Raw genomic sequence first — 15,409 nt, forward strand, 5'->3', positions numbered from 1 at the left:
CCCCCACACCCCCCTGATCTTCCGGGTTCCGGCCACGTTCTGTATCAGCCATTGATACGCGCGGACGACGCCCGATCGCCGTCTGAGAGAATTGGTTCGTGATCTCCCGAATCGATCTGCGCGGCGACGCCCTCCCCGAAGGGCCCGCCCTGCGCGACCTGCTGCCCCGAGCCGACTTCGACGTCTCGGCCGCCCTGGAGAAGGTGCGGCCGATCTGCGAGGCCGTGCATCATCGGGGCGACGCGGCGCTGATCGACTTCGCCGAGAAGTTCGACGGCGTGCGGCTGGAATCGGTACGGGTCCCGGCCGAGGCGCTGAGCGACGCGCTGGAACAGCTCGACCCGGCCGTGCGCGCGGCCCTGGAGGAGTCCATCCGGCGCGCCCGGCTCGTCCACCGCGAGCAGCGCCGTACGACCCACACCACCCAGGTCGTGCCCGGCGGCTCGGTCACCGAGAAGTGGGTGCCGGTCGACCGCGTGGGGCTGTACGCGCCCGGCGGGCGGTCCGTCTACCCGTCGTCCGTGATCATGAACGTCGTCCCCGCGCAGGAGGCCGGCGTCGGCTCCGTCGCGCTCGCCTCGCCGCCGCAGGCGGACTTCGGCGGGCTGCCGCACCCGACGATCCTCGGCGCCTGCGCGCTGCTCGGCGTCGACGAGGTCTACGCCGTCGGTGGCGCCCAGGCCGTCGCGATGTTCGCCCACGGCACCGAGTCCTGCGCCCCCGCCAACATGGTCACCGGGCCCGGCAACATCTGGGTCGCCGCCGCCAAGCGCTACTTCACGGGCAGGATCGGCATCGACACCGAGGCCGGACCCACAGAGATCGCGGTCCTGGCGGACGAGACCGCCGACCCGGTGCACGTCGCCGCCGACCTGATCAGCCAGGCCGAGCACGACCCGCTGGCCGCCGCCGTCCTGGTCACGGACTCCGTCACACTCGCGGACGCGGTCGAGAAGGAACTGGAACCGCAGGTCGCGGCCACCAAGCACATCGAGGACCGGATCGCCCCGGCGCTGGCCGGCCGGCAGTCCGCGATCGTCCTGGTCGACGGCATCGAGGAGGGACTGAGGGTCGTCGACGCGTACGGCGCCGAGCACCTGGAGATCCAGACGGCGGACGCGGCTGCCGTCGCCGACCGGGTGCGGAACGCGGGCGCGATCTTCGTCGGACCCTGGGCGCCCGTGTCGCTGGGCGACTACGCGGCCGGCTCCAACCACGTGCTGCCGACCGGGGGTTGTGCCTGCCACTCTTCCGGGTTGTCGGTGCAGTCCTTCCTCCGGGGCATCCACATCGTCGACTACACCCGCGACGCCCTCGCCGACGTGGCGCATCACGTGGTGACGCTGGCGGAGGCGGAGGACCTGCCCGCGCACGGCGCGGCGGTCAAGGCAAGGTTCGGTTGGAAGGTGCCCGGCAAGTGAGCTTCGGAATCGACGATCTTCCCGTACGCGACGAACTGCGCGGCAAGTCCCCTTATGGCGCGCCCCAGTTGGACGTCCCCGTACGGCTGAACACCAACGAGAACCCCTACCCGCTGCCCGAGGCACTGGTCGAGCGGATCGCGGAACGGGTCCGCGAGGCGGCCCGCAGCCTCAACCGGTACCCGGACCGGGACGCGGTCGAGCTGCGCACCGAGCTGGCCGACTACCTGACGAAGACCGGCGGTTACCGGGTCGGCGTCGAGAACGTGTGGGCGGCCAACGGCTCCAACGAGGTCATCCAGCAGCTGCTCCAGACCTTCGGCGGCCCCGGCCGTACGGCGATCGGCTTCGAGCCGTCGTACTCGATGCACGCGCTCATCGCGCGCGGCACGGGCACGGGCTGGATCTCCGGGCCGCGCAACGAGGACTTCTCGGTCGACCTCCCGGCCGCCGAGCGCTGGATCGCCGAGAACAAGCCCGACGTCGTCTTCGTCACGACCCCCAACAACCCCACGGGCAACGCCGTTCCGCCCGGGACGGTGCTCGCGCTGTACGAGGCGGCGCAGGCCGCCAAGCCGTCGATGGTGATCGTCGACGAGGCGTACATCGAGTTCAGTCACGGCGACTCGCTGCTGCCGCTGCTCGAAGGTCGGCCGAATCTCGTCGTCTCGCGGACGATGTCGAAGGCGTTCGGGGCGGCAGGGCTGCGCCTGGGCTATCTCGCCGCGCACCCGGCGGTCGTCGACGCCGTCCAACTCGTCCGGCTGCCCTACCACTTGTCGGCCGTCACCCAGGCGACCGCGCTGGCCGCCCTGGAGCACACCGACACGCTGCTCGGCTATGTGGAGCAGCTGAAGGACGAACGGGACCGGCTGGTACGGGAGTTGCGGGCCCTGGGCTGCGAAGTCGTCGAGTCCGACGCCAACTTCGTGCAGTTCGGCCGGTTCGCGGACTCCCACACCGCCTGGCAGGCGATCCTCGACCGGGGCGTCCTGGTCCGGGACAACGGCATCCCGGGGTGGCTGCGGGTCTCCGCCGGAACCCCCGAAGAGAACGACGCGTTCCTCGACGCGGTCCGTGAGTTGATGAAGGAGCAGAGCACATGAACCGCGTTGGACGGGTGGAGCGGACGACCAAGGAGACCTCGGTCCTGGTCGAGATCGATCTCGACGGCCACGGCAAGGTCGACGTGTCGACAGGAGTCGGCTTCTACGACCACATGCTCGACCAGCTCGGCCGGCACGGTCTGTTCGACCTCACCGTGAAGACCGAGGGCGATCTGCACATCGACTCCCACCACACCATCGAGGACACCGCCCTCGCCCTCGGCGCCGCCTTCAAGCAGGCGCTCGGCGACAAGGTCGGGATCTACCGCTTCGGCAACTGCACGGTCCCGCTGGACGAGTCCCTCGCCCAGGTCACCGTCGACCTCTCCGGCCGGCCGTACCTCGTACACACCGAGCCCGAGAACATGGCGCCGATGATCGGCGAGTACGACACCACGATGACCCGGCACATCCTGGAGTCCTTCGTCGCCCAGGCCCAGATCGCACTGCACGTGCACGTGCCGTACGGGCGCAACGCGCACCACATCGTGGAGTGCCAGTTCAAGGCCCTCGCGCGCGCCCTGCGGTACGCCTCCGAGCGCGACCCGCGCGCGGCCGGCATCCTCCCCTCCACGAAGGGCGCGCTGTGACCAGCCTGTCGAGCCTCCTGATCGTCGTCGGGCTCTTCCTGCTCGGCGGGGTCTACTCCTTCGTCAAGCAGAAGATGCCGCGCCAGCTCATCGTGCTGATCTCCATCGCCGCCGGGATGTGTCTGGTCGCCGGGGTCATGAGGCTGGAGGTGTGGAATTGAGCGCAGCGAAAAAGGTTGTTGTCTTCGACTACGGCTTCGGGAACGTCCGTTCCGCCGAGCGTGCCCTCGCGCGCGCGGGTGCCGAGGTCGAGATAACGCGTGACTACGACAAGGCCATGAACGCGGACGGGCTGCTGGTGCCCGGCGTCGGCGCCTTCGCCGCCTGCATGGAGGGCCTGCGCTCGGCGCGCGGCGACTGGATCGTCGGGCGCCGGCTGGCCGGCGGACGCCCGGTGATGGGCATCTGCGTGGGCATGCAGATCCTGTTCGCGCGCGGCATCGAGCACGGCGTGGAGACCGAGGGCCTGGACGAGTGGCCCGGCTCGGTCGAGCCGCTCCAGGCCGAGATCGTGCCCCACATGGGCTGGAACACCGTCGACACCCCGGAGGGCTCCCAGCTCTTCGCGGGCCTGGACGCCGACGCGCGCTTCTACTTCGTGCACTCCTACGCCGTGCACGACTGGTCCCTCGAAGTCTCGAACCCCGCGATGCGCGCCCCCTTGGTGACCTGGTCGACGCACGGCAAGCCCTTCGTGGCCGCCGTGGAGAACGGCGCCCTGTGGGCCACCCAGTTCCACCCCGAGAAGTCCGGCGACGCCGGAGCGCAGCTGCTCACCAACTGGATCGGAACCCTGTAGACCATGGCCAAGCTCGAACTCCTCCCCGCCGTCGACGTCCGCGACGGCCAGGCCGTCCGCCTCGTCCACGGCGAGTCCGGGACCGAGACCTCCTACGGCTCCCCCCTGGAGGCCGCCCTCGCCTGGCAGCGCTCCGGTGCCGAGTGGCTGCACCTCGTCGACCTGGACGCCGCGTTCGGCACCGGCGACAACCGCAAGCTCATCGCCGAGGTCGCCGGCGCCATGGACATCAAGGTCGAGCTGTCCGGCGGCATCCGCGACGACGACACGCTCGCCGCGGCCCTCGCCACCGGCTGCACCCGGGTGAACCTCGGCACCGCCGCGCTGGAGACCCCCGAGTGGGTCGCCAAGGTCATCGCCGAGCACGGCGACAAGATCGCGGTCGGCCTCGACGTACGCGGCACGACCCTGCGGGGCCGCGGCTGGACCCGCGACGGCGGCGACCTCTACGAGACCCTGGACCGCCTCAACTCCGAGGGCTGCGCCCGCTACGTGGTCACCGACATCGCCAAGGACGGCACCCTCCAGGGCCCCAACCTGGAGCTGCTGCGCAACGTCTGCGCGGCGACCGACCGCCCGGTCGTGGCTTCCGGCGGCGTGTCGTCGCTCGACGACCTCCGCGCCATCTCCGAGCTGGTACCCCTCGGTGTCGAGGGCTCCATCGTCGGGAAGGCCCTGTACGCGAAGGCGTTCACTCTGGAAGAGGCCTTGGAGGCGGTGGCCCGGTGACCGAGCTACGACGCGTGTCGACCGGCGCGCCCTGGGAGGACGTCTTCGGCTACTCCCGCGCGGTGGAGCTGCCGAACGGCCTGGTGCTGGTCTCCGGGTGCACGTCGATAGTGGACGGCGAGATCGCCGGGGGCGGTCCCTACGAGCAGACGGTCAACGCGTTCAACGTCGCGTTCGCGGCGCTGGAGCAGCTGGGCCTCGGCCCCGCCGATGTGGTGCGCACCCGTATGTACATCACCCACGCCCGGGACGTCGAGGACGTGGGCCGCGCACACAAGGAACTCTTCGACGCGATCCGCCCCGCCGCGTCCATGATCATCGTGTCCGGCTTCGTCGACCCCAGCCTGGTCGTCGAGGTCGAGGTGGAGGCGTACCGGGGGGAGGGTTCCGCATGACCCTCGCCGTACGCGTGATCCCCTGCCTGGACGTCGACAACGGCCGGGTCGTCAAGGGCGTCAACTTCCAGAACCTGCGCGACGCGGGCGACCCCGTCGAGATGGCCAAGGTCTACGACGCCGAGGGCGCCGACGAGCTGACCTTCCTGGACATCACCGCGTCCTCCGGCAACCGCGAGACGACGTACGACGTGGTCCGCCGCACCGCCGAGCAGGTCTTCATCCCGCTCACGGTCGGCGGCGGCGTCCGCACGGCCGAGGACGTGGACAAACTGCTGCGGGCCGGCGCGGACAAGGTCGGCGTCAACACTGCGGCGATCAACCGACCTGAACTGATCAAGGAGATCGCGGAGCGGTTCGGCCGCCAGGTCCTGGTCCTGTCGGTGGACGCGCGCCGGACTTCCGAGGGCTCCTTCGAGGTCACCACCCACGGCGGTCGCAAGGGCACCGGCATCGACGCCGTCGAATGGGCGCACCGGGCCGCGGAGTTGGGGGCCGGGGAGATCCTGCTCAACTCGATGGACGCGGACGGCACGAAGGACGGCTACGACCTGGAGATGATCGCGGCGGTCCGCAAGCACGTGACCGTGCCCGTCATCGCGTCCGGCGGCGCGGGCAAGCTCGCCGACTTCCCGCCGGCGGTCGCGGCGGGCGCGGACGCGGTGCTGGCGGCCTCCGTCTTCCACTTCGGGGATCTGCGGATCGGCGACGTCAAGCAGGCGCTGCGGGAGGCGGGGCACCCCGTGAGGTGACCCCTCCTGTGGAGGCGTTGTAAGCCCCGACCGCCTGGCGGTCGGGGCTTACGCATGCTTCCTCATGGGTGGATACGAAAGGAAAGTTGCGCAAGAAATGTTGTGCAACTTTCCTTTCGTATCTAGCCTGAGGGAGTGACCGACAGGGACAGAGACCGCCGTATCAAGGACGTGGGCACGCTCAAGGCCATCGCGCACCCGTTGCGGGCGCAGCTGTACCGGCTGCTGATCATCACCCAGGTGGCGACCGCCTCCCAGCTCGCCGACCAGGTCGACGAGGCCGTCTCACTGGTCAGCTACCACCTGCGCAAGCTCGCCGAGCACGGGCTGATCGAGGAGGCGGAACCGCGCAGCGGGGACGGCCGGGAGCGCTGGTGGCAGCCCGCCTCGGACGGCCTGAGCGTCCACGACGAGGACTTCCGGGACGCCCCGGAGAAGGCCGCCGCACACACCGCCGCCAGCCGCCTCTTCTTCGACCAGCGCATCGACATGTACCGGCGCTACATCGACGAGCGTGCCCACTGGAGCGACGAGTGGACGTCGGCTGCCGACAACTCCGAGTGGCTGCTGCGGCTCACCCCGGACGAACTGTCCGAGCTGTCCAAGGAGTTGGGCGACGCCGTGCGCCGGTATCAGGAAGACAGCCGGGCCGCCGTCGCCGCCGGTGACACCGAGGGCCGCGAGAACGTCGCGGTGCACACGTACGGCTTCCCGTTCCGCGTCTGAGTCCGAGAGAGGGCCAACTCCCTTGACCACCGCGCTCATAGCCCCCGGCAGACCCGCTCACCGCGACCCCAACGTCCTGCGCTGGCTCGGCGCCTACGCGGCGTCGATGGCCGGCGACGGCGTCTACTACATCGCCCTGTCCTGGGCCGCCGTACAGGCCGGATCCCCGGCGCAGGCCGGCCTGGTGATGTCGGTCAGCGCGCTGCCGCGTGCCGTGCTGATGCTGGGCGGCGGAGTGGTCGCCGACCGCTTCGGTCCGCGCCGGGTCGTCATCGGCAGCGACGCCGTGCGCTGCGCGGCCGTACTCGCCGTGGCCGCGCTGCTGTTCCTCACCGGCCTGGGACTGTGGCCGCTCGCCGCGCTCGCCCTGGTCTTCGGCACCGTGGACGCCGTTTTCGTCCCCGCGGTGGGCGCGCTGCCCGCGCGGATCACCGACAAGGCACAGCTCGCGAGGGTGCAGGGCATGCGGGGCCTCGCGTACCGGTTCGCCGTGATCTTCGGCGCCCCACTCGGCGGTCTCGCCGTGGCGTTCGGCGGCGCGGCGACCGCGTTCGCAACGGCCGGGCTGCTGATCGCGATATCGGTACCGCTGCTGATCTCCGTACGGGTACGGGAGTTGCCGCCGGACGACACCGCCACCGGGACCCCGACCACCGCCTGGCGCGACCTGGTGACCGGTCTCCGCTACATCCGCCGGCACCGTGTCCTCGCCCCCTTGATACTTGCGATAGCCCTCGGCGACCTGGGTTTCGTCGCGCCGCTCAACGTGGGCCTGACCCTGCTCGTGGACCAGCGTGGCTGGGGGGCGTCCGGGATGGGGTGGGTGCTCGCCGGGTTCGGGGTCGGCGCGGGCAGTGCCTCGATGACGCTGACCGTACGGGGCCGACTGCCGCGCGCGGGGCAGGTCGCCGCCTGGTCGATCATCGCCGGCTCGATCGCCATCGCCGCCCTCGCCTACGCCCCGAGCCTCCTCCTGGCCGTAGGGGTGGCCCTGCTCATCGGACTGCTCGCCGGGCTCAGCGGCGTGATGTGCGGCGCCCTGCTCCAGACCCACTCCGACCCCGCCTACCTCGGCCGCGTCACCGCCCTCTCCAGCCTGGTCAGTCTCGGCCTCGCGCCCCTCACCATGCCGCTGTCGGCGGCGGCGATCGGCGCGTGGGGAACCGGCCCGGTGTTCGTGGTGAGCGCGGTGGTGTGCGGGCTCGGCGGAGTCATCGCCCTGGCCGTACGGGACCTGCGCCGGGCCGAACTGCCCCACTGACCCCTCAGATCCCCAGCTGCTTGGCCTCCTGGAGCTTGGCGATCGCGTTCTCGTCGCCGTCCAGTTCCACCTTGGCCACGTTCTGCCGGCCGTGCGCGAACAGCAGCAGCTCCGAGGGCTCGCCGGTCACCGTCACGACCGGTGCCCCCTTGTGGGCGACCGCCGTCTGCCCGTCCGGGCGGCGCAGCACCAGTCCGGTCGGCGCGCTCCGGCCCACCAGCCGGGCCATCCGCTCCAGCCGCGACCACAGGGCGTCCTGGAACACCGGGTCCAGCTCGCGCGGAGTCCAGTCCTCCTGGGCCCGCCGCACGTCCTCGGTGTGGACGTAGAACTCGACCGTGTTGGACGCCTCGTCGAGCTGCTTGAGCTGGAACGGCGAGAAGCGCGGCGGGCCGGTACGGATGAGCTGGATCAGCTCCTCGTACGGCTTCGCCGCGAACTCCGCCATCACCCGGTCCAGGCGCGGCGCGAGCTGCTTGATCATGATGCCGCCCGCGGCATCCGCGCGGCGCTCCCGCACCACCACGTGCGCGGCCAGATCACGGGTCTGCCAGCCCTCGCAGAGGGTCGGGGCGTCCGGGCCCGTCGTCTCCAGGAGGTCGGCGAGAAGAAGTCGTTCACGCTTGGCGAAGGTCGACATACCGTCAGCCTACGACCGCCCGTCCGCTCCGCACAGTGGACGCCTGGCCGGTCCGCACAGTGGACGTGGGCCTGGGTTGTCGGTGCCGCGCGGCACAATGGGCCCATGACCAGCGCGCCCCAGTCCAGTCGCCTCGACCCCGAGATCGCCGCCCGCCTCAAGCGGAGCGCCGACGGGCTCGTCCCCGCCATCGCCCAGCAGTACGACACCGGTGAGGTGCTCATGCTCGGCTGGATGGACGACGAGGCGCTGCACCGCACCCTGACGACCGGCCGTTGCACGTACTGGTCCCGCAGCCGCCGGGAGTACTGGGTCAAGGGCGACACCTCCGGCCACTTCCAGCACGTCAAGTCCGTCGCCCTGGACTGCGACGCCGACACGGTCCTGGTGAAGGTCGACCAGATCGGCGCCGCCTGCCACACCGGCGCCCGCACCTGCTTCGACGCGGACGTGCTCCTCAAGGACGGCGTTGGTAACAGCGCCGCCACTTCGGATCAGTAAGGTCAGCCGCCATGGATCTTGAGACCTTCCGCAAACTGGCCTCCGACCGTCGCGTCATCCCGGTCACCCGCAAGCTGCTCGCCGACGGCGACACCCCGGTCGCGCTCTACCGCAAGCTCGCCGCGGAGCGCCCCGGCACCTTCCTCCTGGAGTCCGCGGAGAACGGCCGCACAGCTTTTCAATGGTCTCGGTACTCCTTCGTGGGCGTCCGCAGCGCCGCCACCCTCACCGCGCGCGACGGCCAGGCCCACTGGCTCGGCACCCCGCCCGTCGGCGTCCCGGTCGACGGCGATCCGCTCGCCGCCCTGCGCGCCACCATCGACACCCTGCACACCCCGCACCAGGAGGGCCTGCCGCCCTTCACCGGCGGCATGGTGGGCTATCTCGGCTACGACATCGTCCGCCGCCTGGAGAAGATCGGCCCCGGCGAGCGGGACGACCTCAGGCTCCCCGAGCTGACCATGCTCCTCACCAGCGACCTCGCGGTGATGGACCACTGGGAGGGCTCGGTCCTGCTGATCGCCAACGCGATCAACCACAACGACCTCGACACGGGCGTCGACGAGGCCTACGCCGACGCGGTGGCCCGCCTGGACGCCATGGAGGCGGACCTCTCCCGCCCGGTCGCCCAGCCGCCAGCCCAGCTCCCGCCCTCCGAGCTCCCCGAGTACACCGCGTTGTGGGGCGGCCCCGACTTCAAGGTGGCCGTCGAGGACATCAAGGAGCGCATCCGCGCGGGCGAGGCCTTCCAGGTCGTCCCCTCCCAGCGCTTCGAAACCCCGTGCACGGCAAGCGCGTTGGACGTGTACCGGGTGCTGCGCGCGACCAACCCGTCCCCGTACATGTACCTGTTCCGCTTCGACGGCTTCGACGTCGTCGGCTCCTCCCCGGAGGCCCTCGTCAAGGTCGAGGACGGCCGCGCGATGGTCCACCCCATCGCCGGCACCCGGCACCGCGGCGCCACCCCGCAGGAGGACCAGGCCCTCGCCGATGAACTCCTCGCCGACCCCAAGGAGCGCGCCGAACACCTCATGCTGGTCGACCTCGGCCGTAACGATTTGGGTCGCGTCTGCGAGCCCGGCTCGGTCGAGGTCGTCGACTTCATGTCGGTGGAGCGCTACTCCCACGTGATGCACATCGTCTCCACGGTCACCGGCCGCGTCGCCCCCGGCCGCACCGCCTTCGACGTCCTCACCGCCTGCTTCCCGGCCGGCACCCTCTCCGGCGCGCCCAAGCCGCGCGCGATGCAGATCATCGACGAACTGGAGCCCTCCAGAAGGGGGTTGTACGGCGGCTGCGTCGGCTATCTCGACTTCGCGGGCGACTCCGACACCGCCATCGCCATCCGTACGGCCCTGCTCCGCGACGGCACGGCCTACGTCCAGGCGGGCGCCGGCATCGTCGCCGACTCGGACCCGGAACTGGAGGACCAGGAGTGCCGCAACAAGGCTGCGGCGGTCCTCCGCGCGGTGCACACGGCGAACCGGCTCGGGCAATAGGACGAGGGTCATATGAACCCCGGGTGACGGTTCGCCCGGGGTTCGAGCGATAGTGGACTACGTGACTGCAGCTGTTCCTCACCCCCGTTCCGAAGGCGAAGGCCCCGCGCGCGCCGGCCGCCGCAGCCTCGCCGTAGCGCTGATGAGCGGTGCGCTCGGCGCGGCCGTGGCGCTGCTGGCCACCCGTCAGCGCTGGTCGGAGGGGATCGCGACGGTGGCGGGCGACCCGTTCCCGCTGTCCGCCAAGGGCAGCGACGTCACGGGTGTGCCCGCGGCGCTCGCCATAGTGGGCCTCGCCGCGCTCGTCGCCGTCTTCGCCGTCCGCAGGACCGGCCGCTTCGCGGTCTCCGCGCTCCTCGCGCTCTCCGGCGCCGGCATCGTCGCCGCGGCCCTCCTGGGCGCCACCGACAGCTCGGCACTCGACGACAAGGCCACCCAGGCCTCCGGCGGCACCTCGTCCGCCGTGCACGCCTTCGACCACACCGCCTGGCCCTACGTCGCCGCGGTCGGCGGCGCCCTGATCCTGCTGGCCGGCCTCCTCGCCCTCCTCTACGGCCGCCGCTGGCCCGCGATGTCGGGCCGCTACGAGCGCAACGGCGCCCCCCGGGCCCGCCGCGCCCCCGTGGTGGACCCCGACCGCCCCGAGGACATCTGGAAGGCCCTGGACCGCGGCGAGGACCCGACAGGGGCGTAGCCGGGCCGACGCGCGCGTGCACCCACCCCGAAGCACCGCACACGCACGCGTGCGGAACAATGAGCCGTGAGCGTCTGCTCACACACGTACACAGCAACGAGGAGCACGTCATGGCGGGCAACAGCCACGGTCACACTTTGGCCGCCTGGACCGGTACCACCATTGTCTTCATCGGGTTCTTGGTCGCCGGCGCCTTCATGGTCATGGCGCAGCCGATCGGCTTCTGGGCCGGTATGGCGATCACGGTCATCGGCGGCATCGTCGGCTGGGTCATGAGCGCGATGGGTATGGGCATGCCCAAGGACCGTCCCCAGGACCTGACCGAGCTGCTCGGCAAGACGGCGCACGCCGACAGCTGAACACGCGGCTGTCAGCCACCACTTCGTGGAGGGGCGGTCCCGGACACACCGGGAACCGCCCCTCACGCGCGACAGGGGGCACAATGCGAGACGTGAACGCCGACAGCGACAGCCGGAGCATCCCGAAGACCCGCACCCCCGGTTCCGCCTCCGTGCTGAACCGCGTGGCCGTGCCCGCGGGCATCCTGGCGGCCGTCGCCGGAGCCTTCGCCTACGTCGGCACGGTCGACCCGAACCAGCCCGGCCACTACCCCGTCTGCCCCCTGTACCGCCTCACCGGCCTGTACTGCCCCGGCTGCGGCGGCCTGCGCAGCGCGCACGAGTTCATCCACGGCGACTTCCTCGCCGCCCTCCAGGACAACGCGATCGCCGTGGTGGGCTATCTGGCCTTCATGGTCGTATGGACCGTCTGGGTGGTCCGCGCGGCCCGCGGCCGACCGGTGCGGATCGAGCTCGGCGGGGTCCGGCTCTGGACTCTGGGCGCATTGGTGCTGGTCTTCACGGTTGTCCGGAACCTGCCGTTCGGTGGCTGGCTACACCCTTGATCAACCGACCGATGTCCAGGTACTGGGACCGGCGTCAACCGGATGCGAGGCCTACGCCTTCCTCCGGATACCATCGAGGTCAGATGTGACCATTGCTTTTCCACCGTCCGGAAGGGGGCCGCTCGCGTGAGTGTGCTCGACGAGATCATCGACGGAGTCCGTGCCGACCTGGCGGAACGGCAGGCGCGCGTCAGCCTCGACGAGCTCAAGGAGCGCGCGGCGAAGGCACCCGCTGCCAAGGACGGCGTCGCGGCCCTGCGCGGCGACGGCGTCAAGGTCATCTGCGAGGTCAAGCGCTCCAGCCCCTCCAAGGGCGCGCTCGCGGCGATCGCCGACCCGGCGGGCCTCGCGGCGGACTACGAGGCGGGCGGCGCCGCCGTCATCTCCGTCCTCACCGAACAGCGCCGCTTCGGCGGCTCCCTGGCCGACCTGGAGGCCGTCCGCGCGCGGGTGGACATCCCGGTCCTCCGCAAGGACTTCATCGTCACGTCGTACCAGCTCTGGGAGGCCCGGGCCTACGGCGCCGACCTCGCCCTGCTGATCGTCGCGGCCCTGGACCAGCCCGCCCTGGAGTCCCTCATCGAGCGCGCCGAGTCGATCGGCCTCACGCCGATCGTCGAGGTCCACGACGAGGACGAGGTCGACCGCGCGGTCGACGCCGGCGCGAAGATCATCGGCGTCAACGCCCGCAACCTCAAGACCCTTGAGGTCGACCGCTCCACCTTCGAGCGCGTCGCCCCCGAGATCCCGGCCCACATCGTCAAGATCGCCGAGTCCGGCGTCCGCGGCCCCCACGACCTCATCGCCTACGCCAACGCCGGCGCCGACGCGGTCCTGGTCGGCGAGTCCCTGGTCACCGGCCGCGACCCCAAGTCGGCGGTCTCCGACCTGGTGGCAGCAGGCGAACACCCGGCACTGCGCCACGGCCGCAGCTGATCACCCGCTAGGCTGCCCCCGATGACACTCACCCTGACCCCCATGAACCGGCACGCCCGCCTCGCGCGCGGCTGCCGTCCGAGGGGCTGCCGTGCGCCCGCGAGGCGAGTCCACGGTCGTCGGGTGCGCTACGTCATCGGTGACGAACCTGGGCAGGTAAACGGCCGTCGATGGCAGCGCGCCCCATAGGGGCGCGGGGAACTGCGCGACCAGCCACATCCGGCCGGCACTCAACAGTGGTCCCTGCCCCCACGGCGATTAGGCATTTCCCAAACTCACCGTGAGGTTTCCGCATGCCCAGCGAGTTCTTCATCCCCGACCCCGACGGTCAAGTCCCCAGCCCCGAGGGCTACTTCGGCGCCTTCGGCGGCAAGTTCATCCCGGAGGCCCTCGTGGCCGCCGTCGACGAGGTGGCCGTCGAGTACGACAAGGCCAAGCACGACCCCGAGTTCGCCCGCGAACTGGACGACCTCCTGGTCAACTACACCGGCAGGCCAAGCGCGTTCACTGAAGTACCCCGTTTCGCCGCGGAAGCGGGTCGCGCCCGGATCTTCCTCAAGCGCGAGGACCTGAACCACACCGGCTCCCACAAGATCAACAACGTCCTCGGCCAGGCCCTGCTCACCAAGCGCATGGGCAAGACCAGGGTCATCGCGGAGACCGGCGCTGGCCAGCACGGCGTCGCGACGGCCACCGCCTGCGCGCTGTTCGGCCTCGAATGCACCATCTACATGGGCGAGATCGACACCCAGCGCCAGGCGCTGAACGTGGCCCGCATGCGCATGCTCGGCGCCGAGGTCATCGCCGTGAAGTCCGGCAGCCGCACCCTCAAGGACGCGATCAACGAGGCCTTCCGCGACTGGGTCGCCAACGTCGACCGCACGCACTACCTCTTCGGTACGGTCGCCGGCCCGCACCCCTTCCCCGCCATGGTCCGCGACTTCCACCGCGTGATCGGCGTCGAGGCCCGCCGCCAGATCCTGGAGCGTGCCGGCCGCCTCCCCGACGCGGCCATCGCCTGCGTCGGCGGCGGCTCGAACGCCATCGGCCTGTTCCACGCCTTCATCCCGGACGCGGACGTACGCCTCATCGGCTGCGAACCGGCCGGCCACGGCGTCGAGACGGGCGAGCACGCGGCGACCCTCACCGCGGGCGAGCCCGGCATCCTGCACGGTTCGCGGTCCTACGTCCTCCAGGACGAGGAGGGCCAGATCACCGAGCCGTACTCGATCTCGGCCGGTCTGGACTACCCGGGCATCGGCCCCGAGCACTCCTACCTCAAGGACAGCGGTCGCGGCGAGTACCGCGCGGTCACCGACGACGCGGCCATGCAGGCCCTGCGCCTGCTGTCGCGCACCGAGGGCATCATCCCGGCCATCGAGAGCGCCCACGCGCTCGCCGGCGCGCTGGAGGTCGGCAGAGAACTGGGCAAGGACGGGCTGATCGTCGTCAACCTGTCCGGGCGCGGCGACAAGGACATGGACACGGCCGCGCGCTACTTCGGCCTGTACGACAACGGGACCGACGCCACCGTCGCGGCCAACGCGGCCGACACCGCCGAGATCGAGGGGGACGCCAAGTGAGCGGGAACATTCAGCTGCTGTCCGACACCCTCGCCGCCGCCAAGGCCGAGGGACGCGCCGCGCTCATCGCCTACCTCCCGGCCGGGTTCCCGACCGTGGACGGCGGCATCGAGGCGATCAAGGCCGCGTTCGACGGCGGCGCGGACGTCGTCGAGGTGGGCCTGCCGCACAGCGACCCCGTCCTCGACGGTCCCGTCATCCAGACCGCCGACGACATCGCCCTGCGCGGCGGCGTCAAGATCGCCGACGTCATGCGCACGGTCCGCGAGACCCACGCGGCGACCGGCAAGCCGGTGCTCGTCATGACGTACTGGAACCCGATCGACCGCTACGGCGTCGAGCGCTTCACCGCCGAACTGGCCGAGGCGGGCGGCGCCGGCTGCATCCTGCCCGACCTGCCCGTCCAGGAGGCCGGGCTGTGGAGGGAGCACGCGGAGAAGCACGGGCTCGCCACGGTCTTCGTCGTCGCGCCCAGCAGCAAGGACGCGCGCCTCGCCGAGATCACCAAGGTCGGCACCGGCTTCGTCTACGCCGCCTCGCTCATGGGCGTCACCGGCACCCGTGAGTCCGTGGGCGCGCAGGCGCAGGACCTCGTCGAGCGCACCCGGGCCACCACCGACACGCCCGTCTGTGTCGGCCTCGGTGTCTCCGACGCCCGGCAGGCCGCCGAGGTGGCCCGCTTCGCGGACGGCGTGATCGTCGGTTCGGCCTTCGTCAAGCGGATGCTGGACGCGCCGGACGACGCGGCCGGGGTCGAGGCGGTCCGCACCCTCGCGGGCGAGTTGGCGAAGGGCGTGCGCGGACAGGCGTAACCGAACGACTGGTCCCTCGTATGGGTGGACCTGGGACCGGGGAGGCGCGCTGCGCCTCCCC

The 15,409-nt window shown here is 71.1% G+C and carries 20 protein-coding genes; 19 read left to right on the forward strand and 1 reads right to left on the reverse strand.

Annotation, left to right across the window (positions count from 1 at the left end; all coding sequences use genetic code 11):
- Positions 1–98: 98 nt before the first annotated feature.
- The 10 genes from hisD (at position 99) to ACQHII_RS35195 (ending at position 7,779) form a co-directional block, all read left to right on the forward strand.
- Entirely contained in the window at positions 99–1,421 is a 1,323-nt protein-coding gene (hisD, locus tag ACQHII_RS35150) for a histidinol dehydrogenase (protein ID WP_427923044.1), read from the forward strand.
- Positions 1,418–2,527 carry a histidinol-phosphate transaminase gene (locus ACQHII_RS35155; RefSeq protein WP_427923045.1) on the forward strand — a complete coding sequence of 370 codons (1,110 nt, stop codon included), beginning with the start codon at positions 1,418–1,420 and terminating at the stop codon, positions 2,525–2,527. Before hisD ends, ACQHII_RS35155 begins: the two co-directional genes overlap by 4 nt.
- Entirely contained in the window at positions 2,524–3,117 is a 594-nt protein-coding gene (hisB, locus tag ACQHII_RS35160) for an imidazoleglycerol-phosphate dehydratase HisB (RefSeq protein ID WP_043675308.1), read from the forward strand. The genes ACQHII_RS35155 and hisB overlap by 4 nt, the downstream gene beginning before the upstream one ends.
- Positions 3,114–3,278: a hypothetical protein gene (locus ACQHII_RS35165; RefSeq protein ID WP_019067720.1), complete on the forward strand. Its 165-nt coding sequence runs from the start codon at positions 3,114–3,116 to the stop codon at positions 3,276–3,278. Before hisB ends, ACQHII_RS35165 begins: the two co-directional genes overlap by 4 nt.
- A complete protein-coding gene (gene hisH / locus ACQHII_RS35170; protein ID WP_427923046.1) occupies positions 3,269–3,916 on the forward strand; it encodes an imidazole glycerol phosphate synthase subunit HisH in 648 nt (215 codons plus the stop codon). Before ACQHII_RS35165 ends, hisH begins: the two co-directional genes overlap by 10 nt.
- 3 nt (positions 3,917–3,919) lie before the next feature.
- Complete coding sequence (gene priA, locus ACQHII_RS35175) at positions 3,920–4,645, forward strand: bifunctional 1-(5-phosphoribosyl)-5-((5-phosphoribosylamino)methylideneamino)imidazole-4-carboxamide isomerase/phosphoribosylanthranilate isomerase PriA (RefSeq protein ID WP_262059918.1); 726 nt, start codon at positions 3,920–3,922, stop codon at positions 4,643–4,645.
- A complete protein-coding gene (locus ACQHII_RS35180) occupies positions 4,642–5,040 on the forward strand; it encodes a RidA family protein (RefSeq protein WP_427923047.1) in 399 nt (132 codons plus the stop codon). The genes priA and ACQHII_RS35180 overlap by 4 nt, the downstream gene beginning before the upstream one ends.
- Positions 5,037–5,792: an imidazole glycerol phosphate synthase subunit HisF gene (gene hisF / locus ACQHII_RS35185; RefSeq protein WP_427923048.1), complete on the forward strand. Its 756-nt coding sequence runs from the start codon at positions 5,037–5,039 to the stop codon at positions 5,790–5,792. The genes ACQHII_RS35180 and hisF overlap by 4 nt, the downstream gene beginning before the upstream one ends.
- Positions 5,793–5,927: 135 nt before the next feature.
- Positions 5,928–6,518: an ArsR/SmtB family transcription factor gene (locus ACQHII_RS35190; RefSeq protein WP_427923049.1), complete on the forward strand. Its 591-nt coding sequence runs from the start codon at positions 5,928–5,930 to the stop codon at positions 6,516–6,518.
- Between the two features lie 22 nt (positions 6,519–6,540).
- Positions 6,541–7,779, forward strand: a complete 1,239-nt coding sequence (locus ACQHII_RS35195) for an MFS transporter (protein ID WP_427923050.1) — start codon at positions 6,541–6,543, stop codon at positions 7,777–7,779.
- A 4-nt stretch (positions 7,780–7,783) separates the two neighbouring features.
- Here the strand turns inward: ACQHII_RS35195 and ACQHII_RS35200 are convergent, their stop codons facing one another.
- Positions 7,784–8,419 (reverse strand): TIGR03085 family metal-binding protein, encoded by a 636-nt coding sequence (locus ACQHII_RS35200; protein ID WP_427923051.1) that lies wholly within the window; start codon positions 8,417–8,419, stop codon positions 7,784–7,786.
- 105 nt (positions 8,420–8,524) lie between these two features.
- On the opposite strand from ACQHII_RS35200, the gene hisI reads away from it, so the two are divergent.
- The 9 genes from hisI (at position 8,525) to trpA (ending at position 15,348) form a co-directional block, all read left to right on the forward strand.
- Positions 8,525–8,920, forward strand: a complete 396-nt coding sequence (gene hisI, locus ACQHII_RS35205; RefSeq protein WP_427923052.1) for a phosphoribosyl-AMP cyclohydrolase — start codon at positions 8,525–8,527, stop codon at positions 8,918–8,920.
- An 11-nt stretch (positions 8,921–8,931) separates the two neighbouring features.
- Positions 8,932–10,419 (forward strand): anthranilate synthase component I, encoded by a 1,488-nt coding sequence (locus ACQHII_RS35210; protein ID WP_427923053.1) that lies wholly within the window; start codon positions 8,932–8,934, stop codon positions 10,417–10,419.
- Positions 10,420–10,471: 52 nt separating this feature from the next.
- Positions 10,472–11,113 carry a TIGR02234 family membrane protein gene (locus ACQHII_RS35215; RefSeq protein ID WP_427923054.1) on the forward strand — a complete coding sequence of 214 codons (642 nt, stop codon included), beginning with the start codon at positions 10,472–10,474 and terminating at the stop codon, positions 11,111–11,113.
- A gap of 110 nt (positions 11,114–11,223) precedes the next feature.
- Complete coding sequence (locus ACQHII_RS35220) at positions 11,224–11,472, forward strand: HGxxPAAW family protein (RefSeq protein WP_427923055.1); 249 nt, start codon at positions 11,224–11,226, stop codon at positions 11,470–11,472.
- 83 nt (positions 11,473–11,555) lie between these two features.
- Positions 11,556–12,017 carry a DUF2752 domain-containing protein gene (locus ACQHII_RS35225; protein ID WP_427923056.1) on the forward strand — a complete coding sequence of 154 codons (462 nt, stop codon included), beginning with the start codon at positions 11,556–11,558 and terminating at the stop codon, positions 12,015–12,017.
- A 126-nt stretch (positions 12,018–12,143) separates the two neighbouring features.
- Positions 12,144–12,953, forward strand: coding sequence for an indole-3-glycerol phosphate synthase TrpC (gene trpC, locus ACQHII_RS35230; RefSeq protein WP_019067707.1), 810 nt, complete (start codon positions 12,144–12,146; stop codon positions 12,951–12,953).
- A gap of 42 nt (positions 12,954–12,995) precedes the next feature.
- A complete protein-coding gene (gene trpM / locus ACQHII_RS35235; protein WP_427925480.1) occupies positions 12,996–13,142 on the forward strand; it encodes a tryptophan biosynthesis modulator TrpM in 147 nt (48 codons plus the stop codon).
- 104 nt (positions 13,143–13,246) lie between these two features.
- Positions 13,247–14,536: a tryptophan synthase subunit beta gene (gene trpB / locus ACQHII_RS35240; RefSeq protein WP_427923057.1), complete on the forward strand. Its 1,290-nt coding sequence runs from the start codon at positions 13,247–13,249 to the stop codon at positions 14,534–14,536.
- Complete coding sequence (gene trpA, locus ACQHII_RS35245) at positions 14,533–15,348, forward strand: tryptophan synthase subunit alpha (protein ID WP_019067705.1); 816 nt, start codon at positions 14,533–14,535, stop codon at positions 15,346–15,348. Before trpB ends, trpA begins: the two co-directional genes overlap by 4 nt.
- Positions 15,349–15,409: the final 61 nt, after the last annotated feature.

The organism is Streptomyces sp. cg40 (assembly GCF_050320165.1).
Taxonomy (GTDB): domain Bacteria; phylum Actinomycetota; class Actinomycetes; order Streptomycetales; family Streptomycetaceae; genus Streptomyces; species Streptomyces hokutonensis.

Excerpts from the sequence above, each read along its gene's own strand:
- hisB (WP_043675308.1), top strand. The coding sequence starts at position 2,524 with ATGAACCGCGTTGGACGGGTGGAGCGGACGACCAAGGAGACCTCGGTC.
- priA (WP_262059918.1), top strand. The coding sequence starts at position 3,920 with ATGGCCAAGCTCGAACTCCTCCCCGCCGTCGACGTCCGCGACGGCCAG.
- hisF (WP_427923048.1), top strand. The coding sequence starts at position 5,037 with ATGACCCTCGCCGTACGCGTGATCCCCTGCCTGGACGTCGACAACGGC.
- ACQHII_RS35200 (WP_427923051.1), bottom strand. The coding sequence starts at position 8,419 with ATGTCGACCTTCGCCAAGCGTGAACGACTTCTTCTCGCCGACCTCCTG.
- hisI (WP_427923052.1), top strand. The coding sequence starts at position 8,525 with ATGACCAGCGCGCCCCAGTCCAGTCGCCTCGACCCCGAGATCGCCGCC.
- ACQHII_RS35210 (WP_427923053.1), top strand. The coding sequence starts at position 8,932 with ATGGATCTTGAGACCTTCCGCAAACTGGCCTCCGACCGTCGCGTCATC.
- ACQHII_RS35220 (WP_427923055.1), top strand. The coding sequence starts at position 11,224 with ATGGCGGGCAACAGCCACGGTCACACTTTGGCCGCCTGGACCGGTACC.
- ACQHII_RS35225 (WP_427923056.1), top strand. The coding sequence starts at position 11,556 with ATGCGAGACGTGAACGCCGACAGCGACAGCCGGAGCATCCCGAAGACC.
- trpM (WP_427925480.1), top strand. The coding sequence starts at position 12,996 with ATGAACCGGCACGCCCGCCTCGCGCGCGGCTGCCGTCCGAGGGGCTGC.
- trpB (WP_427923057.1), top strand. The coding sequence starts at position 13,247 with ATGCCCAGCGAGTTCTTCATCCCCGACCCCGACGGTCAAGTCCCCAGC.